Annotated in this window: 19 protein-coding genes; 1 reads left to right on the forward strand and 18 read right to left on the reverse strand. The window is 73.0% G+C overall.

The window, feature by feature from the left end:
- Positions 1–46: 46 nt before the first annotated feature.
- The 17 genes from ACIPWA_RS11255 to ACIPWA_RS11335 all read right to left on the reverse strand — a co-directional run bounded on the left by ACIPWA_RS11255 (position 47) and on the right by ACIPWA_RS11335 (position 21,092).
- The gene (locus ACIPWA_RS11255; protein ID WP_068625780.1) at positions 47–424 is read right to left on the reverse strand and encodes a VOC family protein; all 378 of its coding nucleotides are present in this window, start codon (positions 422–424) and stop codon (positions 47–49) included.
- 118 nt (positions 425–542) lie between these two features.
- Entirely contained in the window at positions 543–1,331 is a 789-nt protein-coding gene (locus ACIPWA_RS11260; protein ID WP_400290189.1) for an isoprenyl transferase, read from the reverse strand.
- Positions 1,331–2,095 (reverse strand): DNA repair protein RecO, encoded by a 765-nt coding sequence (recO, locus tag ACIPWA_RS11265; protein WP_056763420.1) that lies wholly within the window; start codon positions 2,093–2,095, stop codon positions 1,331–1,333. Before recO ends, ACIPWA_RS11260 begins: the two co-directional genes overlap by 1 nt.
- 171 nt (positions 2,096–2,266) lie before the next feature.
- Positions 2,267–4,045, reverse strand: coding sequence for a 2-isopropylmalate synthase (gene leuA, locus ACIPWA_RS11270; protein WP_056763779.1), 1,779 nt, complete (start codon positions 4,043–4,045; stop codon positions 2,267–2,269).
- A gap of 239 nt (positions 4,046–4,284) precedes the next feature.
- Positions 4,285–6,483 carry a DUF7937 domain-containing protein gene (locus ACIPWA_RS11275; RefSeq protein ID WP_400290192.1) on the reverse strand — a complete coding sequence of 733 codons (2,199 nt, stop codon included), beginning with the start codon at positions 6,481–6,483 and terminating at the stop codon, positions 4,285–4,287.
- A 131-nt stretch (positions 6,484–6,614) separates the two neighbouring features.
- A complete protein-coding gene (locus ACIPWA_RS11280; RefSeq protein WP_400290194.1) occupies positions 6,615–8,321 on the reverse strand; it encodes an outer membrane protein assembly factor BamB family protein in 1,707 nt (568 codons plus the stop codon).
- Positions 8,322–8,377: 56 nt separating this feature from the next.
- On the reverse strand, positions 8,378–9,985 hold the full coding sequence (locus ACIPWA_RS11285; protein WP_400290197.1) for an outer membrane protein assembly factor BamB family protein: 1,608 nt from the start codon (positions 9,983–9,985) through the stop codon (positions 8,378–8,380).
- 32 nt (positions 9,986–10,017) lie between these two features.
- Positions 10,018–11,568, reverse strand: a complete 1,551-nt coding sequence (locus tag ACIPWA_RS11290) for an alpha/beta hydrolase family protein (RefSeq protein ID WP_400290199.1) — start codon at positions 11,566–11,568, stop codon at positions 10,018–10,020.
- 86 nt (positions 11,569–11,654) lie between these two features.
- Positions 11,655–12,602 (reverse strand): GTPase Era, encoded by a 948-nt coding sequence (era, locus tag ACIPWA_RS11295; RefSeq protein WP_056763410.1) that lies wholly within the window; start codon positions 12,600–12,602, stop codon positions 11,655–11,657.
- Positions 12,599–14,083, reverse strand: coding sequence for a hemolysin family protein (locus tag ACIPWA_RS11300; RefSeq protein WP_068708531.1), 1,485 nt, complete (start codon positions 14,081–14,083; stop codon positions 12,599–12,601). The genes era and ACIPWA_RS11300 overlap by 4 nt, the downstream gene beginning before the upstream one ends.
- Positions 14,080–14,532, reverse strand: coding sequence for an rRNA maturation RNase YbeY (ybeY, locus tag ACIPWA_RS11305; protein ID WP_056650782.1), 453 nt, complete (start codon positions 14,530–14,532; stop codon positions 14,080–14,082). The genes ACIPWA_RS11300 and ybeY overlap by 4 nt, the downstream gene beginning before the upstream one ends.
- Positions 14,532–15,551, reverse strand: coding sequence for a PhoH family protein (locus ACIPWA_RS11310; RefSeq protein WP_082848983.1), 1,020 nt, complete (start codon positions 15,549–15,551; stop codon positions 14,532–14,534). Before ACIPWA_RS11310 ends, ybeY begins: the two co-directional genes overlap by 1 nt.
- Positions 15,552–15,883: 332 nt before the next feature.
- Positions 15,884–16,252, reverse strand: a complete 369-nt coding sequence (locus ACIPWA_RS11315) for a histidine triad nucleotide-binding protein (protein ID WP_354507129.1) — start codon at positions 16,250–16,252, stop codon at positions 15,884–15,886.
- Positions 16,253–16,317: 65 nt separating this feature from the next.
- Entirely contained in the window at positions 16,318–17,148 is an 831-nt protein-coding gene (locus ACIPWA_RS11320) for a 16S rRNA (uracil(1498)-N(3))-methyltransferase (protein ID WP_400290204.1), read from the reverse strand.
- A gap of 3 nt (positions 17,149–17,151) precedes the next feature.
- On the reverse strand, positions 17,152–18,264 hold the full coding sequence (gene dnaJ / locus ACIPWA_RS11325) for a molecular chaperone DnaJ (RefSeq protein ID WP_056650773.1): 1,113 nt from the start codon (positions 18,262–18,264) through the stop codon (positions 17,152–17,154).
- A gap of 115 nt (positions 18,265–18,379) precedes the next feature.
- A complete protein-coding gene (hrcA, locus tag ACIPWA_RS11330) occupies positions 18,380–19,396 on the reverse strand; it encodes a heat-inducible transcriptional repressor HrcA (RefSeq protein ID WP_068627623.1) in 1,017 nt (338 codons plus the stop codon).
- Between the two features lie 235 nt (positions 19,397–19,631).
- Positions 19,632–21,092 carry an MFS transporter gene (locus ACIPWA_RS11335; protein WP_400290206.1) on the reverse strand — a complete coding sequence of 487 codons (1,461 nt, stop codon included), beginning with the start codon at positions 21,090–21,092 and terminating at the stop codon, positions 19,632–19,634.
- 113 nt (positions 21,093–21,205) lie between these two features.
- On the opposite strand from ACIPWA_RS11335, the gene ACIPWA_RS11340 reads away from it, so the two are divergent.
- Positions 21,206–22,072, forward strand: coding sequence for a DUF3097 domain-containing protein (locus tag ACIPWA_RS11340; protein ID WP_400290208.1), 867 nt, complete (start codon positions 21,206–21,208; stop codon positions 22,070–22,072).
- Position 22,073: 1 nt separating this feature from the next.
- Here ACIPWA_RS11340 and ACIPWA_RS11345 read toward each other — a convergent pair whose 3' ends face one another.
- Positions 22,074–22,631, reverse strand: a complete 558-nt coding sequence (locus ACIPWA_RS11345) for a DUF4870 domain-containing protein (protein WP_400290210.1) — start codon at positions 22,629–22,631, stop codon at positions 22,074–22,076.
- Positions 22,632–22,684 lie beyond the last annotated feature (53 nt).

A 22,684-nucleotide genomic window follows, 5' to 3' on the forward strand; every position in this document is an offset into this window, starting at 1 on the left:
TACGCGACCACCCGCCACGACGCGGCCGACGGTCACGCCCCCGCCGTCAGGAGATCTCGGTAGCCGTCTCGTCGGGCTCGCCCAGGCAGAACTGGTTGCCCTGCGGGTCGGTCAGCACCGACCACCGGTAGCCCGGGATCGTGTGCTCTGCCACGAGGCCCGCACCGTCGGCGACGAGGCGCTCGACCTCGGCCGCCCGGTCCGGCGCGGACAGGTCCAGGTGGATCTTGTTCTTGCCGGGCGTCGGGTCGTCGACCTTCTGGAATCCGAGCACGGGCCCCTGGCCGTCGCCCGCAGGCACGACCTCGAGGAACCAGCCGTCCGCCTCGTCGACGAGGCGACCGCCCGTCTGCCGTGCCCACCACTGCGCCAACGGGCGAGGGTCGGTCGAGTCCACCGTGACCATGCCGATCGAAAGAGTCATACCGGGCAGGCTAGCGAAGGGCACCGACACGCGCAGGACGACGCCCCCGCCGTGCGGGAGGGACCCGTCGGGGGGAGGGTCGGACCCCTCCCCCCGACGGGAGACCTCGACCCAGGCCTCAGGGGAGGTCGGCCGACTTGTCGATCGCCCCGCCGTAGCGCCGGTCACGGCTCGCGTACTCCTCGACCGCGCGCCACAGGCTGCGTCGGTCCACGTCCGGCCAGTGCTCGGGCAGGAAGACCATCTCCGCGTACGCGGCCTGCCAGATCATGAAGTTGGACGTGCGCTGCTCGCCCGAGGACCGCAGGAACAGGTCCACGTCCGGCAGGTCCGGCTCGTCGAGGTACTTGGCGACGGTCTTCTCGGTGACCTTCTTGGGGTCCAGCCGACCGGCCGCGACCTCCTGCGCGATCGCCTGCGCCGCGTCCGCGATCTCGGCGCGGCCGCCGTAGTTCACGCACATCGTCAGGGTGCAGGTGTCGTTGCCCGCGGTGAGCCGCTCGGCGTCCTCGAGCTCCTTGATGACCGAGCCCCACAGGCGCGGGCGGCGACCCGCCCAGCGCATCCGCACGCCCCAGCTGCTCATCTCGTCGCGCCGACGACGGATCACGTCGCGGTTGAACTGCATGAGGAAGCGCACCTCCTCGGGTGAGCGCTTCCAGTTCTCGGTCGAGAACGCGTAGGCCGAGACGTGCGTGACGCCGATCTCGATCGCGCCCGCCACGACGTCGAGCAACGCGGCCTCGCCGGCCTTGTGCCCTTCCGTGCGCGGCAGCCCGCGCTCGTTGGCCCACCGGCCGTTGCCGTCCATGACGATCGCCACGTGGTTGGGCACGAACCGCGCCGGGATCCTGGGCGCGACGGCCCCCGACGGATGAGGCGGGGGCGGCTGGATCGGTCGGGCCATCAGGCCTCTCCTCCGGCCCGCGGAGTGACCGCTCCGTCTCGTTCCACCATCCGCAGTGATCGCAACGTTCTCTCCAGGTGATATTGGCTGTAGGCGGCCACGAGGCCGCTGGCTTCCTTGCGGTGGCGCGCGTCGGACGCGTCCGCCACGTCCCACTCGCCCGCGAGCAGCGCGGCGAGCAGCGAGAAGGTCTCGGGGGCGGGAGCTGTGGACCCCGGGGGCCGGCAGCGACCGCACACGGCTCCGCCGAGCGCCACCGCGAACGAGCGGTGCGGCCCTGGCTCGCCGCAGCGCGAGCAGTCCGTGAAGCTGGGTGCCCACCCCGCGACCGCGAAGGCGCGCAGCAGGTAGGAGTCCAGGACCAGGCCGGGGGCGTGGGCGTTGACCGCGAGAGAGCGGACGGCCCCCGCGAGCAGCCAGAACTGCTGCACCGCGGGCTCCTTCTCGGCCTCGACCAGGCGGTCGGCCGTCTCCAGCATCGCGGTCCCCGCGGTGTAGAGGCCGTAGTCCTCGCAGATCGCCCGGGCGTAGGGCCCCACGGTCTCCGCCTGCGTCACGACGTCGAGGCTGCGCCCCACGTGGAGCTGCACGTCGACGAACATGAAGGGCTCGAGCCGTGCTCCGAAGCGCGACGACGTGCGCCGCACCCCCTTGCCCACGGCCCGGACCTTGCCGTTCTCCCGCGTCAGCAGGGTGACGATGCGGTCGGCTTCGCCCAGCTTCTGGGTGCGGAGCACGATCGCTTCGTCTCGGTAGAGGACCACTCCCCTATTGTCCGCCATGCCACCCACGTCCCGGTGCACGCGCACCGCCTCGTGGGCCTACGTGCACAGGTCCCTCACGGGCCCGTGCCCGTGGGGGTGGAGCTCGTGCGCGCCGCGCCAGGCGTGTCGCGCACGAGCTCCGCCCCCACCGGAGGCCGGCAGGCTGCGAGGTCAGACCGCGACGCGCTCTGCGCGGTTGACGGCCGAGACGATCGCCTTGAGCGAGGCCGTCGTGATCGACGGGTCGATGCCGACGCCCCACAGCACCTCGTCGCCCACCTGGCACTCGACGTAGGCCGCGGCGTTGGCGTCGCCGCCCTCCGACAGCGCGTGCTCGGCGTAGTCCAGGACCCGTACCTCGACCCCGACGTGCGCGATCGCGTCGACGAACGCCGCGACCGGCCCGTTGCCCGAGCCGTCGAGCGTCAGCTCGTCACCGCGGTCCAGGACGTCGACGGCCAGGGTGTCCGGGCCGTCCTCGGTCGACGACGCCCGGGTGCCGCGCAGCTTCAGGCGGCCCCAGGGCTCGAGCCCCGAGTCCGGGTCGACCGGCAGGTACTCGTCCGAGAAGATCCGCCAGATGTCGTCGCCCGTGACCTCCTGGCCACCCGCGTCGGTGAACGCCTGGACGACGCGCGAGAACTCGATCTGCAGCCGGCGCGGCAGGTCCAGGTGCCGCTCCGACTTGAGCAGGTAGGAGATGCCGCCCTTGCCCGACTGCGAGTTGACCCGGATCACGGCCTCGTACGAGCGCCCGACGTCCTTGGGGTCGATCGGCAGGTACGGCACGCCCCAGACCAGGTCGTCGACGCCCTTGCCCGCGGCCTCGGCCTGCGCGGCCATGGCGTCCAGGCCCTTCTTGATCGCGTCCTGGTGCGAGCCGGAGAACGCCGTGAACACCAGGTCACCCGCGTACGGGTGACGCTCGTGGACCGCGATCTGGTTGCAGTACTCGACCGTGCGGCGCACGCGGTCCATGTCGGTGAAGTCGATCTGCGGGTCGATCCCCTGGCTGAACAGGTTCATGCCCAGCGTCACCAGGCAGACGTTGCCCGTGCGCTCCCCGTTGCCGAACAGGCAGCCCTCGATGCGGTCCGCTCCGGCCTGGTAGCCCAGCTCGGCCGCCGCGACGGCCGTGCCGCGGTCGTTGTGCGGGTGCAGCGACAGGACCACGTTCTCGCGGTGCGCGAGGTGGCGGTTCATCCACTCGATCGAGTCGGCGTAGACGTTGGGGGTGGCCATCTCGACCGTCGCGGGCAGGTTGATGATGACCTTGCGGTCCGCCGTCGGCTCGAAGACCTCGATGACCTCGTTGCAGATCCGCACCGCGAACTCGAGCTCGGTGCCCGTGTACGACTCGGGCGAGTACTCGTAGAAGACAGCCGTCTCGGGGATGGTCTCCTCGAACTTGCGGCAGAGCTTGGCGCCCTCCACCGCGATGTCGACGATGCCGTCCTCGTCGGTGCGGAACACGACGTCGCGCTGCAGGCGCGACGTCGAGTTGTACAGGTGCACGATCGCCTGCTTGGCGCCGCGCAGCGACTCGTACGTGCGGGCGATCAGGTGCTCGCGCGACTGGGTCAGGACCTGGATCACGACGTCGTCCGGGATGTGCCCGTCCTCGATGAGCAGGCGCACGAAGTCGAAGTCCGTCTGGGAGGCCGACGGGAAGCCGACCTCGATCTCCTTGTAGCCCATCTCGACGAGCAGCTGGAACATCTTCAGCTTGCGCTCGGCGTTCATGGGCTCGATCAGTGCCTGGTTGCCGTCCCGCAGGTCGACCGCGCACCAGCGCGGGGCCTTCTCGATGCGCTTGTCCGGCCACGTCCGGTCCGGCAGCGACACGTCGAACTGCTGGTGGAACGGCTCGTACTTGTGCACGGGCATGCCGGACGGCTGCTGTGCGGAGCGGGGGCTGGTCTGGGGGGTCTGCGCCGTGGTGCTCATCATGTCCTTCGCGATCTCTTCGTCGGTGCTGTTCAGCCGGCACACCAACCACCGCGACGAGGTTGCGGCCTAGAGGGCCTCGTCGCGGCAACGAAGGAGGAGCAGCTGCGTCAGGTGCACGTTGTCACCATACCCCCGTCCGGGGCCATGCTCAGGGACGTCCCGCAGGATGACATGCGAGAGGCGGGCCCGACGCGTCGCGTGAGCGACGTCGTCGGGCCCGCCTCAACGGGTCGCCGGGGTCAGCGTCCGCGCGAGCGCAGCGCGGCGTCGACCGCGGGGTCCCCGAGGTTGCCGAGCCACTCGAGCAGCGCCGGGTACGTCGACGGGTTCGCCGCGACCTGGGGCCGCAGGTGCGGCGCCTCCTGGACGATCTGCGCGAGGACCTCGAGCGGCGTCGACGGGTCGAGCGCCTGCGCCGCGCTGAAGCCGACCGGCTGCGGGTCCTGGTAGGCCGGCAGGACCGCGGTCTCCCCGGCCGCCTGGGCCGCGTAGCCCGGACGGGCCGCGTAGCCAGAGCGCTCCTGGACGGCCGGCTGCACGGGGCGCGCGGACTGGACGCCCTGTGCAGGCAGCACCTGGGTCGGCTGGTACTGCTCGACCGGGCGCGCAGGCTGCTGCTGGGGCTGGGCCGGGCTGTACGGCTGCTGGCTCGGCTGCGCAGGACGGTACTGCTCCTGCGCGACCGGCTGCGTGGGCTGCTGTGCCGGCTGCGCCGGACGGTGCGGCTCCTGCGCGACCGGCTGGGCCGGCTGGGCCGGCTGCTGAGCCGGGGCCGGGCTGTACGGCTGAGGGCTCGGCTGGTAGGGCGCCCGCGCGCCGGGCTGCGCCGAGGTCGGTCGCGACACGGGGGCCGCCGGGTCCTGCTCGCGGGCGCCCGCGGCCGGACCGTAGCCGTCAGGACCGGTCGCATAGCTCCCGCTGCCGTACGGGCCGGCGACAGGCTCCTGGGCGGGCTGGGGGCGCACGGGGCGAGGCGCGGGCGGCTGCCACACGTAGGCGCTCGGTGCCGCGTCGGCCCCGACGACGGACGTCGGACGGTTCTCGGCGAAGTGCGTGCGGACCTCCGCGGGCACCGTGAGCGCGAACGCCGTGATGGCAGGCAGGCCGAAAGCCAGCAGCAGCAGGTCGGTCCCGACACCGATCCCCAGGCCGGACTGGTTCGCGACGACGATGAGGAGCACGATGCCGAGGACCGCCACGACTCCCGCGCCGCCCAGCGCGAGCGTCCTGCCCGACACGGCGTCCCGGGCGAGAGCACGACGAGCGACGAGGCTCACGCCCACCATGAGGAGGCCGAGCACGAGCGCGAGGATCACGACGACCCCGCTCAGCCCGGCGGCGAGCCACAGGATCGCCTGGAGCGTCAGCACCGCCGCGACGACGAGGACCAGGTCCAGGGTGTCGACCGCCACGGCGACCCACGTCGCGACGGGGGACGCGGACGCCGTGCTGCGGGCGACCGCGGGCGAGGCGGCGACCGCTGCGGCCGCCGGGATCAGCAGCAGGCCGAACTGGCCGCCGCGCAGGCTCTCGTAGCTCACGAGGAAGCTGCCCGTGTTGAGGACGTAGAGCACCACGAGCGCGATCCCGAGGCCGACGAGCACCAGGCGCCAGGACTCCTGCTTGCGCAGGATCCCCCACACGGGCAGCCCGACGAGCCCGACCGCGAGCGCGGCGACGACCAGACGCGCGAAGATCCCGACGACGCCGAGGCCGAGCGTCAGGCTGAACACGAACGCGACGACCGCACCCACGACCGCGAGCGCGCCGATCCCGATCAGGACCTTGACCCAGGTCTGGGACACGGCCCGGTCCTGGTCGACCGGGCCGAGCTCCGCCTGGCGCGGCTGCGCGGCCAGCACGGCCCCGGCGAGACCGAGCGCGAGACCCGTGCCGAGTCCGCCCCACCCGTTGCCGGCCGTGCCGTTCACCAGGTCCAGGACGACGTAGACGGCGACCAGCAGCCCGTAGGGCGCGTTCGCCAGGAGCCGGACCCTGCGGGTCGTGTGCACCGTCCACGTCGTGGGCAGGACCCCCGTCCGCGCCAGGTACGGCAGGGCGAGCGAGAGCAGGGAGAGGACCGAGACGAGGATGACCTCGACCTTGTCCGAGGCTCGGTTCGCGAAGTCCCACGGCATGGTCAACGAGACGAACAGCAGGAGCGCCGCGACGCCGTCGCGCACGTAGTCGCTCACCGGGATCCCGGCGAAGGGGTTCGCCGGCGCGGAAGGTGACGTGGTGGCCGGCGCGGACGCCTTCTCCTCGGGCTGCTCGGACGGCTTGGCGGACGACGTGGCCGCAGGGTCCGCCGACGACGCCGGGGCGCTGCCGGGAGCCGACTCGTCGGACGTCCGAGCCGTGGCCCGGGCGAGCGGCCCGGTCCCCCCGGTCGGTTCCTGCTGATCGGGGCCGGGCCCCGGGTCGGTCTCGTTGGTCATCGTGCTCTCCCTACAGGTCGCCCCGGCCTCGGGATCGGTCGAGCACCGGATTCAGGCCATGACGGCCCCGTCAGTTTCTACCGGTTGATCACCGATGGCTCAAGTCTCCCACCAGGAGACCGGCCGACCCCTCAACCGATCCGGACCACTTCCGTGTCCGTGACCGCGAAGAGCTGTCCCTGCGCCGAGACGACTTCTCGGTACGTGGGATCCAGGACGTCTCGCCACTCGAGACCGCCGTCGAACAGGTTGAGCGAGACGAGCTCGGACGTCCCCACGTCCGGGTCGTCCCGGCGTCCCGTGATCGTGCTCGTCAGGAGCAGGGAGTCGCCGTCGGTGAAGGCCCGGTGGACCTCGCTCGGCAGCCAGCGCCGCCAGAGGTCTCGACCCGTGCGGGTCTCGATCGCGATCAGCCGGGAGCCCGACTCGACGACCAGGACGTCGTCGGTCTGGAGCCAGATCATCTCTGGCCACTCCTCCCGGTGCCACAGGCGGCGCCCCGAGAGTGCGTCGTACCCCGTGAACCCGGGTGACCGGACGACCAGGACGTGCGGCACCGTCCCGTCGGTCACCGCCGGGACGAACGGCTCGCCCGGCAGGACGTACCGCTCGCTGCCGTCCGCGTCGAGCACGTGCACCTCCTCGACCTGGCCCGAGCGGGGGTCGAGCGCTGCCCGGACGCGCAGGTCGCCCGGCAGGGGTCCGCCGGCGGCCCAGCCTCCGGGCACGGACCGGGGCCGCGCATAGCCGGTCGCGTACTCTCCGGACGCGTCGAAGGTCTCGCGCAGGTCCGGCGCCCGGACGTGGAGCAGCCCGCGCAGGCCGTGGAGCGCGATCGTCCCCGCGTCCCGGTCGCCCTCCCGGGTCGTCGAGCCGACGGCGTCGACCGGATAGCCCGCCGCGTGCAGGACACGCGTCCGCACGAGCGCCCCGTCGAGGGCCTCCTCCCAGCTCACGACCGCACGGTCGCCGTCCCGTCGGGCCGTCGCCACGAGCCCGCCGGCGAGGGGGGCGGCCGCGTCGGTCGTCCCCGCGAGCACACGGGTCCCCACGACCTGGCCTGCCGGGTCGAGGACGGTCACGACGAACGTGGCGCGCGAGGTCGACGGCTCGGAGGCGTCGACCGGGCCGTCTCCGGCGCCCGACGGCTCCCCTGCCGGCGCCGGGTCGACCTCCGTCACGCACACGAGGGGCGATCCCACGCTCCCCGGGTCGAGCAGGTCGGGGCCGCACACGCTCGCACCCTGGGGCAACGAGGCCGACCACAGCGGCTCGCCCGTCGCGACGTCGAGGCCCTGCAGGACGCCGTCGGCCTCGAGCACGACCTGCCCCTCCACGGCCGCGGGCCACCCTCCGTCGGTCGGCGCCCGCCAGACGACGTCGGGATCGGGGGCGACCGACCACAGACCGCCCGGCTGGGTCGCGACGAGTCCGGCCCGATGACGGTCGGAGAGACCCCCGACGACGAAGGACGCGCCCGTGCCCGCCACGGCCACGGCCACGGCGGCGACGACCAGGGCACGCACCGGGACCCGGCGGGCACGGGAGGGCAGTGCGGACCCGTCCGGCGCTGACGCACCGGCCGAGCCCGCCGAACCCACGGTGCTGCTGGAGACGCCGGTGCCGGGCGTGTCCGTGCCCGCACGGCCGCCACGTCGCGGGCTCGGGTTCCCCGGGCGGCCTCGATCCGGTTCCGGCGGCGACCCGTCCCTGCCCCCTCCCGCGGCGGCCCGCCCCCCAGGTGCCGGCCCCCAGGCCGCGTCGAAGTCGTCGTCGAGCTCGGCCACTTCGACCAGCTCGACGGCGTGGGCGGAGTGCTCACGACGGCGTGGGGCCACCCTTTCCACGGTAGCCCCGATCCGACGGGATGGAGCCGCCGAGCGTCGGCCTCCTCTCAGCCCAGTCCCAGGAGCCCGCCCTCGTCGGTCACGAGCACGAGCCGGCCCCCGGCACTGAACGTCCAGGTCGAGAGCTCCGGGACGTCGGTCGCCCAGAGCACCTGGCCCGACTCGACCGAGATCGCCGTGACCCGCGTCGCACCGGTCCCGCTCTGCCCGACCAGGTAGAGGTCCGTGCCGTCGGTGAAGGACTGGCCGTACGGCAGGGCTCCTTCGGCCTCCCAGACCCGCTCGCCGGTGGCCAGGTCGGCCCCCCACAGTCGCCCGGCGCCCGACAGGACGCCGACGTCCCCGACCTGTGCGACCGCACGGTCGAGAGGCCCCTCGCCCGTCCAGAGGGTCTGCCCGGTCCGGCGGTCGAGAGCCGAGAAGACGGGTCGGGCGATCGTCCCGGCCGCGTCCATCACGTCGCCCCCGTCCGAGACGAACAGGGGGGCGTCCACCGACCCGTCGGTCACGTCGAACGGCACGACGTTCCCCTCGACGCTGAACGACTCGCGGCCGTCAGGGGCGAAGACCGTCCAGGTCCCGTCGCCTTCCATCGAGACCCTGCCTCCGTCGGGGAGCGTCGAGTCCCACGACCCTGCCGCACGCCTGCCGACGGAGGCGCCGTCCGCATCGAGCGTCACGCTGAGGCCGGTCGCCTCGACACGGAGCCCGTCGCCGTCGGGCCACCCCTGGAGATAGCGCGCGCTCACCGCGCTCTCCTCGCGGTCGGGGAGCAGCTCTCGGGTCCACCGCACCTCCCCCGTGGCCAGGTCCTCGAGCGTCACCACGACCTGGCCTCCCGCACCCCACGCGAACGTGGCCAGGCCGTCCGTGAACGCGACGGTCGCCGCGGTGGTCTCCCCGTCGACGGCCCGCGAGGTGACCACCTCACCGGTCGCCGGGTCGATGACCTCGACGCCGCGCAGGTGCGCCTCCTCGGAGGTCTCGCCGAAGATGGTCACGGGGCGGAAGTCGGACGTCGTGCAGACGACGGGGCCCCGGTCCCAGCGCGGGCCGCTGCCGCTGCAGCTCGTCTGGTCCCCGCTGCGGGACGCGCTCGCCGCCGGCACCGACGACTCCGCCACCCTCCACAGACGCTTCCCCGTGACCGGGTCGTACCCCGCCACGGGATCCCCTGGGACGACGAGCACCCCGTCCACCAGGATCGGCTGGCTCCACCGGCCCAGGTCCGGGGCGTTCCCGCCCGCGACGGGGTCGATGCGCCAGAGCACCGCGACGTCCGCGCCCAGGCTCCGGACACCGCCCGGCGACGCCAGGACCCGCTCGATGCGTGCGGCCTCGTTCCGTTCTCCGACCACGAGCCCGCCCACGACGAGCACGAGCACGGCGGCGACAGCAGCTCCCAGCAGCCCACGGGCCCTGCGCGACAGGCGCCGACCGGGCCGTGTTCCTCCGGACGACCCGCCCGACACCGGACCGCGGCCCGCGGCCACGAGGTGAGCTCCGTCGTCGGGCACCTCACCGTGAGCCGGTGCGGTGCCCTGCACCCCCGGGCCCGGCAGGACCCGGGCAGGCTCGTCGAGGTCGTCCTCGACCTCCTCGAGCGCGAACGAACGCATCCGCCCCTCGGCCCCGTCGCGCGCGCGTCGTCCCATGCCTCGACCCTAGGCGCCCGACGCGTCCGGCGTCAGATACCCAGCTGGTAGACGCCCCAGTACGCGAGCGTGACGAGCAGGATCGTGGAGCCGGCGACCGTGGCCCACAGCGTCGTGCGCGCACCCACGCCCGTCGCCGGACGCACCACGACCCCGCCACCCTCGGGAGAGGCCAGGACCGCCTTGCGCGCCTGGCGCAGGTCCGACAACCTGTTGATGATGAACGCGGCCGCGACGACCGTCGCCAGACCGAGCAGACGCACCGCGATCCACCCACCCTGCACGACCCACGAGTCCGTCTTGTAGTCGAGCGCGAGCCGCGCGACCGCGACCAGGTACACGACCAGTCCCGCCATCGTCGCGACCGACCCCACGGCCAGCCCCACGAGCGGCCACCGCAACCCCGGAGCGAGACGACCGGCAGGGTGCGGGGTGCGCCGGACCCTGCGCACCACCCCCGTCACCAGCCACACCAGGGGGCCCACCACGAGCAGCACCCCGCCCACGATCACGAACCCGATGACGATGTCGCCGTTGCCGTACCAGCGCGGGTTCGGCACGGCCGAGGCCAGGTAGAGCTGGTTCGGCTGCCCGCCCGCGACCGTCGGCGGCGCGCCCGCGGTCCCCGGCAGACCCTGCACCCAGGCGCTGACGTCCCGCGGGAACTCGGGGACCATGACGTCGTCGATCTTGATGCCGTGGTTGGCGCCCTCGTAGAAGCGGACCGTGACGTCGTGGTTCCCGTTGGCCCCGGCGTCGGCGATGATGCGCAGCGCACCCTGCTCGACGGGCATCGACGGGTCGGCCGTGCCGTACGCCACGAGCGTCGGCACCGAGAGCCGCGCGAGGTAGGGCGTGACGTCGAAGTCCGCGTACTCGAAGCCCCCTCCGGGCATCTCCATGCCGACCGCCCGCGGGATCGCCCGGAAGACCCCCTGCGGCACCCCCGTGTTGCGCAGGTACGAGTCCACCGCGAACCCCGCCTGCTGGCGCGGCGGCACGACCGGGGCCGAGACCAGGACCACGAACGAGACGTCCTGGTCCTGGTCCGCGAGCACGGGCGCGACCCAGGTGCCCTCCGACTCGGCGTACAGCCCCACCCGCTCGGGGTCGACCGACGGCCTGGCGCGCAGCAGGTCGACCGAGCGCTCGTAGTCGTCGGCCATGTCGACGTAGTCCCGGTGCCGCGTCGTGTACGTGTCGAGCCGCTTGGACGGCACGAGCGTGACCACGCCCGCGCTCGCCAGGTCGGTCGCGACGTCGACGAACGCCTCGTCGGCCGAGCCCGTGCCCGCGCCGTGGAGGAAGACCACCCCGGGCAGGCCCTCGGGAGCGTCGAGGGGCTCGCGCACGATCCCGTCGACGCTCGTCCCGTCGAGCTGGACGACCACAGGGGTCTCCTGCACGGCGTAGGTCCCGACCGGCTGGACGTCGGGCCCCTGCCCGCCGATCGTCGTGTCGGGCGTCGAGGGCTCGAGGTGGTCGGTCACGGGCACGGGATCCCACTGGGGTCCCGTGACCGCACCGACCAGGGCGAGGCCGATCGCGAGGGCGGCGCTCGTGGCGGCGGTCCGGAAGATCACGTCAGGATCGTATCGAGGTGGGCTGGGGTCCCGCCTGCGTTCGAGGAAAGAGGCGGGACGTCCCGAGGGCGGACCGGGGGCCCACCCTAGAAGCCGAGCCTGCGCAGCTGCTTGGGGTCGCGCTGCCAGTCCTTGGCGACCTTGACGTGCAGGTCCAGGTAGACGCGCGCGCCGAGCAGCGCCTCGATCCCCTTGCGCGCCTCGGTGCCGACGTGCCGCAGCCGCGACCCGCCGCGCCCGATGATGATGGCCTTCTGGCTGTCGCGCTCGACGAACAGGTTGACGCGCACGTCCAGGAGCGGGGGCTTGCCCGTCGCCGGGTTGCCCGAGCCCTCGCGCGGCAGGATCTCGTCGACCACGACCGCGAGGCTGTGCGGCAGCTCGTCGCGCACGCCCTCGAGCGCGGCCTCGCGCACCAGCTCGGCGACCATGACGGCCTCGGGCTCGTCGGTCAGCTCACCACCGGGGTAGAGCTCTGGGCCCTTCGGCAGGTGCTTGACGAGGACCTGCTCGAGGACCTCGACCTGGAAGCCGTCCACGGCCGAGACCGGGACGATGTCCTGCCACTCGCCCAGCTGGTCGACCGCCAGCAGGTGCTTGGTCAGCGTCTCGCGGTCCACGAGGTCCGCCTTGGTCACGACCGCGACGACCGGGGTGGGTCGCCGGCCCTTCATCAGGTCGGCGAGCTGCGCCGCGATGTACTTGTCGCCCGGGCCGACCTTCTGGTCCGCGGGCAGGCAGAAGGCGATCACGTCGACCTGCGCGAGCGTCTCGCGGACCAGGTCGTTGAGCCGCTCGCCGAGGAGCGTGCGCGGGCGGTGCAGCCCGGGCGTGTCCACGAGGATGAGCTGGGCGTCGGGACGGTGCACGATGCCGCGGATCGTGTGCCGGGTCGTCTGCGGGCGCCCGGAGGTGATCGCGACCTTCTGCCCGACCAGTGCGTTCGTCAGCGTGGACTTGCCCGCGTTGGGTCGTCCGACGAAGCACGCGAAGCCGGACTTGTGCTCGGGTGCTGCTGGGTCGTTCTGGGTCACCGGTGTGCTTCTCTCTCGTTCGTCTGGCCCGCGCGGCGCGGGTCCTCGCTCGTCCTCCCGGCGCGCTCTGCACGCTCGGGGTGTGTCTGGTGGTCGCGCTCGGAGCGCTCCCGGTGGTCGTGGCGCTCCTGGCGGTCGGTACGGCCCGACGGCGTCTCGTCCGCCCCGTCCGTCTCGTGCTCCGGGGCGACGGCGCGCACGAGGACCGTCGCGAGCTGCTTGCGTCGTCCCTCGACCCGTTCGCCGATCATGTGCACGCCCTGCGCCTCGGCGACCGATCCCGGGAGCGGGACCTTGCCCAGCGCCTTGGCGAGCAGGCCGCCCACGGTGTCGACGTCGTCGTCCTCGATGTCGAGGTCGAACAGCTCGCCGAGCTCGTCGAGCGGCAGCCGCGCCGGGATGCGGAACTCCCCGTCGCCCAGGTCCTCGATCTCGGGACCGGACTTGTCGTGCTCGTCGGTCAGCTCGCCCACGATCTCCTCGAGCGCGTCCTCGATCGTCACGAGCCCCGCGACCCCGCCGTACTCGTCGACGACCATCGCGATGTGCGAGGCCGAGGCCTGCATCTCGCGCAGCAGGTCGTCGACGGGCTTGGACTCGGGCACGAAGATCGCGGGCCGGGCGACGTCCGCCACGCGCCGCGAGCCGGCCTCGGGCGAGGCGTTGACGACCTTGACGACGTCCTTGAAGTAGACGACTCCCACGAGGTCGTCGACCGACGTGCCCGTGACGGGCAGGCGCGAGAACCCCGAGCGCAGGAACAGCGACAGCGCCTTGGACAGCGGGGTGGTGGCCGGGGTCGTGATCATGTCGGTCCGAGGGACCATGACCTCACGGGTCAGGGTGTCGCCCAGCTCGAAGACGGAGCGGATCATCTCGCGCTCCTCCTCCTCGATGATCTCGGACTCGTTCACGCGGTCCACCATGTCGCGCAGCTCGCGCTCGTGCGGGCCGTCCGAGTCCTCCTTCGAGCCCGTGACGCGCGCGACCCAGCCCGTGAGCACGACCGCGGGCGCGAGCACGCCCGAGAGCAGGAGCAGGACCTGCACGGGGTGCCGGCGCCCCAGCGCGCGGGGCGCGATGCGCGCGAACACGAGCGCCACGACGACCGCGAAGACCAGCGCCGCGAGCAGCGCCTGCCACCAGTCGTCGAGCCACACCGAGACCAGGAGCGTGACGCAGGCGGCGGCCACCATCTCCGCGACGACCCGCAGGAACGCGAGCGCGGCCGCGGTGTGCGGAGGGTCCTCGGTCAGGGACTGGACGCGTCGCGCGCGGGCGACGCGCGGCGGGACCGGGCCTCCGGCCCCGCCCCCGGACGCACCAGCGGTCCCCGTGCCGGCCTCGGCCTCCGCGAGCGCCTCGGCGACCGCGGCTCGCGTGACCCGCATGACCGCGCTCTCGCCCGCGCCGAGCGCGCCCGCGAGGACCACGCAGAGCACGGCCAGGACGAGGAGCAGCGCGACGGGGACCTCGGTCATCGGCTGGCGAGGAAGGTCAGCAGGAGCTTGCGCTGGAGCGCGAACATCTCCTTCTCCTCCTCGGGCTCGGCGTGGTCGTACCCGAGCAGGTGGAGGATCCCGTGCGTGGTGAGCAGGAGCATCTCCTCCGCGGTGGAGTGGCCGGCCGTGACGGCCTGCTGGGCCGCGACCTCGGGGCACAGGACGATGTCGCCCAGCTCGCCGGCCGGGGTCACGTCGCCGTCGCGACCCGGACGCAGCTCGTCCATGGGGAACGACAGGACGTCCGTGGGTCCGGGCTCGTCCATCCACCGCACGTGGAGCTCGGTCATGACGTCGGTCTCGACGAAGCGGATGCCGAGCTCGCTCTGCGGGTGCACGTGCATGGCGTCCAGGACGTAGCGCGCCAGCGCCGCGAACTCGGCCTCGTCGACCTCGTAGCCGGACTCGTTGTTGATCTCGACGCTCATCAGCGTGCCCCTTGCTCTCGTTGGTCTCGTGGTCTGCCCTGGCGGGAGGTGCCTCCGCGCGCCGAGCCGTGCTGGTGGTTGCCGCCGTCGCGTGCGGGCCGTGCGCTGCTCACGTCCCAGCGGGCGTAGGCGTCGATGATCTCGCTCACGAGGCGGTGGCGGACGACGTCCGTCGACGTGAGCCGGCAGAACTCGACGTCGTCGACCCCGGTCAGGACGTCCTCGATGACGCGCAGCCCCGAGGTGGTGCCCCCTGGCAGGTCGACCTGCGTCACGTCGCCCGTGATGACCATCTTGGAGCCGAAACCGAGGCGCGTGAGGAACATCTTCATCTGCTCGGTCGAGGTGTTCTGCGCCTCGTCGAGGATGATGAACGCGTCGTTCAGCGTCCGGCCACGCATGTAGGCCAACGGGGCCACCTCGATGGTGCCCGCCTCGATGAGCTTGGGGATCGACTCGGGGTCGATCATGTCGTGCAGCGCGTCGTACAGCGGGCGCAGGTACGGGTCGATCTTCTCCGAGAGCGAGCCCGGCAGGAACCCGAGCCGCTCGCCCGCCTCGACCGCGGGGCGAGTCAGGACGATCCGGCTGACCTGCTTGGCCTGCAGCGCCTGGACGGCCTTGGCCATCGCGAGGTAGGTCTTGCCCGTCCCCGCAGGACCGATCCCGAAGGTCACGGTGCTCGCGTCGATCGCGTCGACGTAGCGCTTCTGACCGACCGTCTTGGGACGGATAGTCCGACCGCGGTTCGAGAGGATGTTGAACGTCAGGACCTCGGCAGGCCGCGACGCCGTCGCGGCCGTGAGCATCGCGATCGAGCGCGTGACGACGTCGGCCGAGAGCTGCGTGCCCGACTCGACGACCTCGACGAGCTCGTCGAGCAGCCGCGAGGCGAGCGCCACGTCGCCGACCGGCCCCTTGACCACGATCTCGTTGCCCCGCGCGTGGACGTCGACCGAGGGGAACCCGGCCTCGACCGCACGCAGGACCGAGTCACCGCTGCCGAGCAGGGCCGCCATGGAGACGTGGGACGGGACGACGATCCGGTGCTCGACCCGTGTGCTGGGGTGCTGGGCGCCCGGCGCCCCCCGGTCGTCCGTGCCGTTCGTCTGCTCGGAGCGCGCGCGCCCCGGGTCGCGGGAGGAGCCTCCGGGGCCGGGCGTCGACGAGCCGTGCGGCAAGGGTGGTGTCGAGGATGGCATGAGCCGGCTTGCGCCGAGGCACTCCTTCTGCAGGTCGGGGAGATTTCGTGGTGCATCCATGGTAACGAGCGCAGGGCGACGGGTCAGGGCGAATTACGCCCTGAGCGGGTGTGTCCTGCGCCCGGCACCCTCCGCGGGTCGTGACGAGGTCAGGCCGGGGTCCAGCCCAGCTCCTTGCCGCCGATCACGTGTCCGTGGACGTGGAAGACGCTCTGGCCTGCGCGCGGGCCCGAGTTGAAGATGAGCCGGAACTGGCCGTCGGCCTGCTCGCTCGCCACGGCGTCCGCGAGCGCGACGACGCCCGAGAGCAGCTCGGGGTCCGCGGCCGCGAGCTGCGCGATGTCGCCGTGGTGCGCCCGTGGCACCACGAGGACGTGCAGCGGGGCCTGGGGGTTGATGTCCTTGAAGGCGACCGCCTGGTCCGTCGAGGCGACGACCGTCGCGGGGATCTCCCCCGCGACGATCTTGCAGAACAGGCAGTCCGGGTCGGTGGGCCGGGAGGTGTCGTTGCTCGTCATGTCGGCAGGCTACCCCCGGTCGCCGGGCCACAGCCCGGCGACTGCACGCTCCGGAGCGCGTCCGCTCACGCGGGCGTCCCGTCCCAGCGGCCGAGCCGCTGGACGAGCAGCGCGATCGCGACGGGTCCGGCGGTCGACGTGCGCAGCACGTGCGGCCCGAGCCGCGCGGTCAGCGCGCCGGCCTCGGTGAGGGCCTCGACCTCGCGGTCGGAGATGCCGCCCTCCGGCCCGACGACGACGAGCACCTCGGGCGCCCGGCCCGCCAGGGACTCGTGCTCGGACGCGGGGACGGGCAGGGTCACCTCGGCGAGCGGGGCGCTCGCCTCCTCGTGCAGGACGATCACCGCGCCGCCCGACGCGACGACCTCACGCGTGCGCTCGACGAGCCCGCGCGTGTCGATCGCGACGTCGACGCGGGGCAGGCGCGCACGGCGGGCCTGCTTGGTCGCTGCGCGCACGGTCGCGAGCCAGCGGGCCCGCGACTTGGCGGCACGGTCCCCTCGCCACACGACGATCGAGCGCTCGGCCTGCCACGGGACGACGGCGTCGGCCCCGACCTCGGTCGCGGCCTCGATCGCCATCTCGTCCCGGTCGCCCTTGGCGAGGGCCTGGACGAGGGTCACGACGACGTCGGGCGCCGGCTCCTGCACGACCTCCTCGACACGCAGGCTGACCTGGGCGGCCTCGACGAGCTCGATGACGCACCGCAGCCGCAGCCCGTCGCCGTCGACGACGTCGACGTGCTCACCGACCCCGCGTCGCTGGACGACGCCCGCGTGGCGCCCCTCGGCGCCGTCGAGCACGTAGAGCGAGCCCGCAGGGTACCCGGCGAGGCCGCTCGCGGTCGCACCGTCCGACGAGCCGCCCGCCTCGGCGAGGAAGACCGGTGCGCTCATGCCTCAGCGCCCCGAGAGCTTGTCGCGCAGACGGGAGAAGACCCCCGGGTGCGCGGCCGACAGACGCGGGTCCGGGCGCTCCTCGCCGCGGGCCTTGGCGAGCGAGCGCAGCAGCTCCTGCTGCTCGTCGTCGAGGCCCGTGGGCACCTGGACCTCGACGTGCACGTTGAGGTCACCGCGGCCACCCGTGTGCAGGTGCCCGACACCGAGGTTCTTGAGCGTGACGATCTGGCCGGGCTGCGTGCCGGGGCGCAGGTCGATCTCCTGCGGTCCGTCGAGCGTCTCGAGCTCGAGGACCGTGCCGAGCGCGGCAGCGGTCATGGGGACCTGGAGCGTGCAGTGCAGGTCGTCGCCGCGGCGCACGAAGATCTCGTGGTTGCGCTCGCGGATCTCGACGTACAGGTCGCCCGCGGGGCCGCCGGCCGGGCCGACCTCGCCCTGGGACGTGAGCTTGATGCGCGTGCCGGTGTCGACGCCCGCGGGAACGTTCACGGTCAGGGTGCGGCGGCTGCGCACGCGCCCCTCGCCCGCACACTCGGCGCACGGCTCGGGGATGACGGTGCCGAAGCCCTGGCACGCGGCGCACGGGGCGGTCGTCATGACCTGGCCGAGGAACGAGCGGGCCACGCGCTGGACCGTGCCGCGCCCGTTGCAGACGTCACAGGTGCGCGGCGAGGTGCCGGGGCGACAGCACGAGCCGCTGCACGTCCCGCAGACCACCGCGGTGTCCACCTGGAGCTCGCGGCGCGCCCCGAAGGTCGCCTCCGAGAGGTCGATGTCGAGCCGGACCAGGGAGTCCTGGCCACGGCGGGCGCGCGGGATGGGGCCGGACTGCGCCTGTCCCCCGCCGAAGAACGTCTCGAAGATGTCCTGGAAGCCGAAGCCCCCGCCCATGCCGCCACCGGCGGCGGACGGGTCCGAACCGAGGTCGTACTGCTGGCGCTTGTCCGGGTTGGACAGGACCTCGTACGCGCGGGACACGTCCTTGAACTTGTCCTCGGCGGCCTCGCCCGCGACGTCAGGGTGCAGCTCACGGGCCAGCTTGCGGTAGGCCTTCTTGATCTGGTCCTGGCTCGCGTCCCGGGGCACGCCCAGGATCTCGTAGTAGTCGCTCACAGGTCACTCTCTACTAGCGCACGCCGACGGTGGATCGGCGACTTCCGACAACGCCCCGCGGCACGTACCTGGCCCGAGGGCCCGGTCGCCGCGCCCGGTGGCGCAAGAACCATGCTCATGCAGTCAGGACGCGCGACAGGTACCGCGCCACGGCGCGGACCGAGGCGATCGTCCCTGGATAGTCCATGCGGGTCGGTCCGATCGAACCGATCAGCGCGACCGAGTCGCCCTCGTTACCGTATCCGCTCGTCACGACCGAGGTCTCCGCGAGGCCCTCGAGCTGCGTCTCGTGACCGATCCGCACGCTCACCCCGGACTCCGCGGCCATCTCGGTCAACAACCCGAGCAGCACGACTTGTTCCTCGAGCGCCTCGAGGACCGGCCGCAGCGCGTGCTCGAACCGCATCCCGACCCGGGCCAGGTTCGCGGTGCCGGCCAGCACGATGCGCTCCTCGGACTCCTCCGAGAGGGTCTCCTCGACCAGCAGCGCGAGCGAGCGGGCCAGGTCCTGGTGCTCGGGACGGAACTGCTCGGCGACCTCGGCGAAGCCCTGCCCGAGCTCGGCGAGACGCTTGCCCGCGGCGACCGCGTTGAGCCGCGAGCGCAGCTCGGCGAGCGTCGCCTCGTCCGGGCCCGCGGCGACCTCGAGGGTGCGCTGCTCGACGCGGCCCGTGTCCGTGATGATCACCACGAGCAGGCGGCGGTCACCGACCGGCACGAGCTCGAGGTGACGCAGCCCGGAGCGGCGCAGCGACGGGTACTGGACCACGGCGACCTGCCCCGTGAGCTGGGCGAGGAGACGCCCGGCACGCGCCACGACGTCGTCGAGGTCGACCGCCTCCGACAGGAAGGTCTCGATCGCGCGACGCTCGGGCGACGACAGAGGCTTGACCGTCGAGAGCCTGTCCACGAACAGGCGGTAGCCCTTGTCCGTGGGGATGCGCCCGGCCGACGTGTGCGGCTGGGCGATGTAGCCGTCCTCCTCGAGGGCGGCCATGTCGTTGCGGATCGTGGCCGGGGACACGCCCAGGCGGTGCCGCTCGGCGAGGACCCGCGACCCCACCGGTTCCCTGGTGAGGACGTAGTCCTCGACGATCGCACGCAGCACATCGAGCCGTCGTTCCTCGCTCATGTCCACCTCCTGCCGATCGTCGCGCGTTCGCACTCTCTACCGTCGAGTGCTAATTCTACGCGGTCGCGGGAGACCGACGGGCGCCGTGCACATCCTCCTCACGGGGTCTGCGGGAAGGGTCCCCACCGGGGGGCGTGCCGCACCCGACCACACCACGCACGCTCCGCCGTCGGGCCTGGTGCGTTCGCCCGGCAGCACCGCGCGGCGCACGACGTGCCCAGCCCGACGGCGGAGCTCACGTCGCGGACGGCACCTTGCCCTCGGGAGCGCCCTGCTGGTGGCGCGCCCGCAGGTCCACGACCGCGACCACGAGCGAGACCGCGACCAGCGCGACCGTGATGAGCATCGCGGTGCTCGCGGCGACGGCGCCCGTCGCGCCGCCCGCCTTGAGCGAGTAGTACGTCGAGAGGACCACCGCGATGCCCATGGCCGAGCCCACGCGCTGCCCGAGCTGGAGCATGCTCCCCGCGACCCCCGCGAGCTCGACCGGCACCCGTGCGAGGGTCAGCGTCTGGTTCGGGGAGATGACGGTGCCGCTCCCGATCCCCGCGACCATCATGGTCAGGGCGATGGCCCACCCTCCGGCCGAGACGTCGTCGCCCGTCACGCGGATCGCGAGGATCACGCCTGCGAGCCCCACGAGCACCACGACCAGCCCGGCCACCACGAGCGGACGCCCCCAGCGCGCGACGCCGCGCCCCGCGAGCCACGACGCGACGCCCGACGCGATCGCGAACGGCATGCCGATGAGCCCCGCGTGCAGGGGCGTGAAGTGAAGGTCGTTCTGCAGGTAGAGCGTCGCGACGAGGAAGATCCCCGTGAAGCCCGCGAAGTAGGTGATCCCCAGCAGCGTGCCGTTGCGGAACGAGGTGAGCGACAGGACCCGCGGGTCCAGGACGGGGGCGCCCGTGGTGCGCTGGTAGCGCCGTTCCCACACCACGGCCGCGGCCACCGCGGCCGCCCCGACCGCGAGCCACCACCAGCGCCCCGGGTCGTCGTCCTGGCCCGACGTCGTGACGAACGGGAGCATGACCGCGACCGTCGCGACCGCGATGAGGACCAGGCCCACGGGGTCGAGCTTGCGCGGCCCGGGCTTGCGCTGCGTCGCGGGCAGGAAACGGATCGCGAGCGGCAGGACGACCGCGATGATCGGGACGTTGATCCCGAAGATCCACCGCCATCCGTTCTCCTCGCCCGCGACCTGGAGGATCAACCCGCCGAGAAGAGGCCCGAGGGCCGTCGAGACGCCGATCGTCGCGCCGAACATGCCGAACGCCTTGCCGCGCTCGTACCCGGAGAACATCTGCTGGATGAGCCCGATGACCTGCGGGTTCAGCATGCCCGCGCTCGCCCCCTGCAGGAGCCGCGCGATCGCGAGCCACTCGTCGCTCTGCGCCAGGCCCGCCGCGAGGCTCGTGAGCGCGAAGCCCACGAGCCCGACGATGAACAGCGTGCGGCGCCCGCCCGCGTCACCCAGGCGACCCGCGGGGACGAGCGCGAGACCGAACGCCAGCGTGTAGCCCGCGACGATGAGCTGCAGCTCGGTGGGGCCCGCGTCGAGCGCCTTCTCGATCGACGGGAGCGCGACGTTGACGATCGACACGTCGAGCATGGTGATGAAGCCGACCGCGAGACACAGCCCCAGGACGCGCCATCGCTGGGGGTCGGGCGCGGCCTGACCGCTCGAAGTGCTCACCGGCCAGTCGTACCACGGGCGGCGCCGCGGCACCCGGCGAGCCGTGCGGCGGTTCACGGGTCGCCGCGCGCCCCTTCCGGGCGGGGGGCCGACCACCGCCTAGGGTGAGTCGGGTGAGCTTCGATCGCTACGGTGCCGACGTCCTGTCCAGCGCGACCCCCGCCCCGGTCCCCCACCGCAGGCGCCCCGTCTCGCGTCCGCAGCCCGCCAAGCGCGGCCTCGTCGTCGAGGACGTCGAGACCGGCTGGGTCGGCGCGGTGGTACGGGTCGAGAAGTCGGGCGGCATGCACATCGTCGTCCTCGAGGACCGTGCGGGACGGACACGCACCTTCCCCCTGGGCCCCGGCTTCTGGGTCGACGGCGAGCCCGTCGAGCTGACGGCACCCGTGACCTCGCGAGCCCCCGCCGCGCCCACGCGCACCGCGTCGGGCTCGCGCGCGGTCGCCGACGTCCGCGCCCGCGTCGCCCGCGGTTCGCGCATCTGGGTCGAGGGCAAGCACGACGCCGAGCTCGTCGAGAAGGTCTGGGGCGACGACCTGCGCATCGAGGGCGTCGTGGTCGAGCTCCTCGACGGCGTGGACAACCTCGCGGAAGCTCTCAAGGACTTCAGCCCGACGGCGGAGCGCAAGGTGGGCGTGCTGGTCGACCACCTGGTCCCGGGCAGCAAGGAGACGCGCCTGGTCGCCGAGGCGCTGCGAGGCGTGCGCCCCGGCACGGTCAAGGTGCTGGGCCACCCCTACGTGGACGTGTGGCAGGCCGTGCGCCCCGAGCGCGTCGGCCTGACCACCTGGCCCGTGATCGAGCGCGGTACCGAGTGGAAGCGCGGGATCCTGCGCGAGCTCGGGTGGCCCGCGGCCGAGCAGGCCGACGTCGCCCGGGGCTGGCAGCGCATCCTCGGCACCGTGCGGACCTACGCCGACCTCGAGCCGTCCCTGCTGGGCCGGGTCGAGGAGCTCATCGACTTCGTGACGGTCGACTGAGCTACTTCACGATCCGCACGTCGACCGGGTAGCTGGTCGCCTGGCCCTTGCCGACGGCCTGGAAGTTCAGGACGCCGAACACGAGCGACGTGACCCACACGCCGAAGATCACGAGGCCCTCGAGGAGGCCGGGGAGCACGAGGTTCGCACCGACCAGCACGATCGCCACGAGGATCTGGAAGTTGAGGGCCTTCTTGGCCTCGCCGTCCACGACGTAGCTGCGCTCACGGAAGACCAGCCAGATCACGAGGGGCGCGAGGAAGCCGAGGATGCCGCCCAGGAGGTGCGACAGGCTGGCCCACGTCTTGGTGTCCGCCGGCGAGAGGGGCTGGGCCGGTCCCGGCTGGCCCTGCGGCGGGTACTGCCCGAACTGTCCGGTCGGCGGGTACTGCCCCTGCTGTCCCGGCTGCTGGCCGGCGGACGGCCCGTAGCCGCCGGGCTGACCGGGATAGCCGTTCTGGCCCGGATGTCCCTGGGGGCCGGGGGCGCCGCCCTGGTCGGCCGGCGGGACGTACTGCCCGTAGTCCGGAACCTGGTCGGAGGAGTGCTGGTCGCTCATCGTGGCCTCTCTGCGGTCGAACCGGACCCTTCGTGACGGACCGGGCGCCTCAC

It is taken from the genome of Oerskovia enterophila (genome assembly GCF_044748475.1).
GTDB lineage: Bacteria > Actinomycetota > Actinomycetes > Actinomycetales > Cellulomonadaceae > Oerskovia > Oerskovia enterophila.

Bases quoted from the DNA above. Each gene is read 5' to 3' on its own strand.
- ACIPWA_RS11345 (WP_400290210.1), bottom strand. From the start codon at position 22,631: ATGAGCGACCAGCACTCCTCCGACCAGGTTCCGGACTACGGGCAGTAC.
- ACIPWA_RS11285 (WP_400290197.1), bottom strand. From the start codon at position 9,985: ATGGGACGACGCGCGCGCGACGGGGCCGAGGGGCGGATGCGTTCGTTC.
- ACIPWA_RS11310 (WP_082848983.1), bottom strand. From the start codon at position 15,551: ATGGCGGCCCTGCTCGGCAGCGGTGACTCGGTCCTGCGTGCGGTCGAG.
- ACIPWA_RS11315 (WP_354507129.1), bottom strand. From the start codon at position 16,252: ATGACGAGCAACGACACCTCCCGGCCCACCGACCCGGACTGCCTGTTC.
- leuA (WP_056763779.1), bottom strand. From the start codon at position 4,045: ATGATGAGCACCACGGCGCAGACCCCCCAGACCAGCCCCCGCTCCGCA.
- hrcA (WP_068627623.1), bottom strand. From the start codon at position 19,396: ATGAGCGAGGAACGACGGCTCGATGTGCTGCGTGCGATCGTCGAGGAC.
- ACIPWA_RS11255 (WP_068625780.1), bottom strand. From the start codon at position 424: ATGACTCTTTCGATCGGCATGGTCACGGTGGACTCGACCGACCCTCGC.
- ybeY (WP_056650782.1), bottom strand. From the start codon at position 14,532: ATGAGCGTCGAGATCAACAACGAGTCCGGCTACGAGGTCGACGAGGCC.
- ACIPWA_RS11275 (WP_400290192.1), bottom strand. From the start codon at position 6,483: ATGACCAACGAGACCGACCCGGGGCCCGGCCCCGATCAGCAGGAACCG.
- ACIPWA_RS11300 (WP_068708531.1), bottom strand. From the start codon at position 14,083: ATGACCGAGGTCCCCGTCGCGCTGCTCCTCGTCCTGGCCGTGCTCTGC.
- ACIPWA_RS11260 (WP_400290189.1), bottom strand. From the start codon at position 1,331: ATGGCCCGACCGATCCAGCCGCCCCCGCCTCATCCGTCGGGGGCCGTC.
- ACIPWA_RS11320 (WP_400290204.1), bottom strand. From the start codon at position 17,148: ATGAGCGCACCGGTCTTCCTCGCCGAGGCGGGCGGCTCGTCGGACGGT.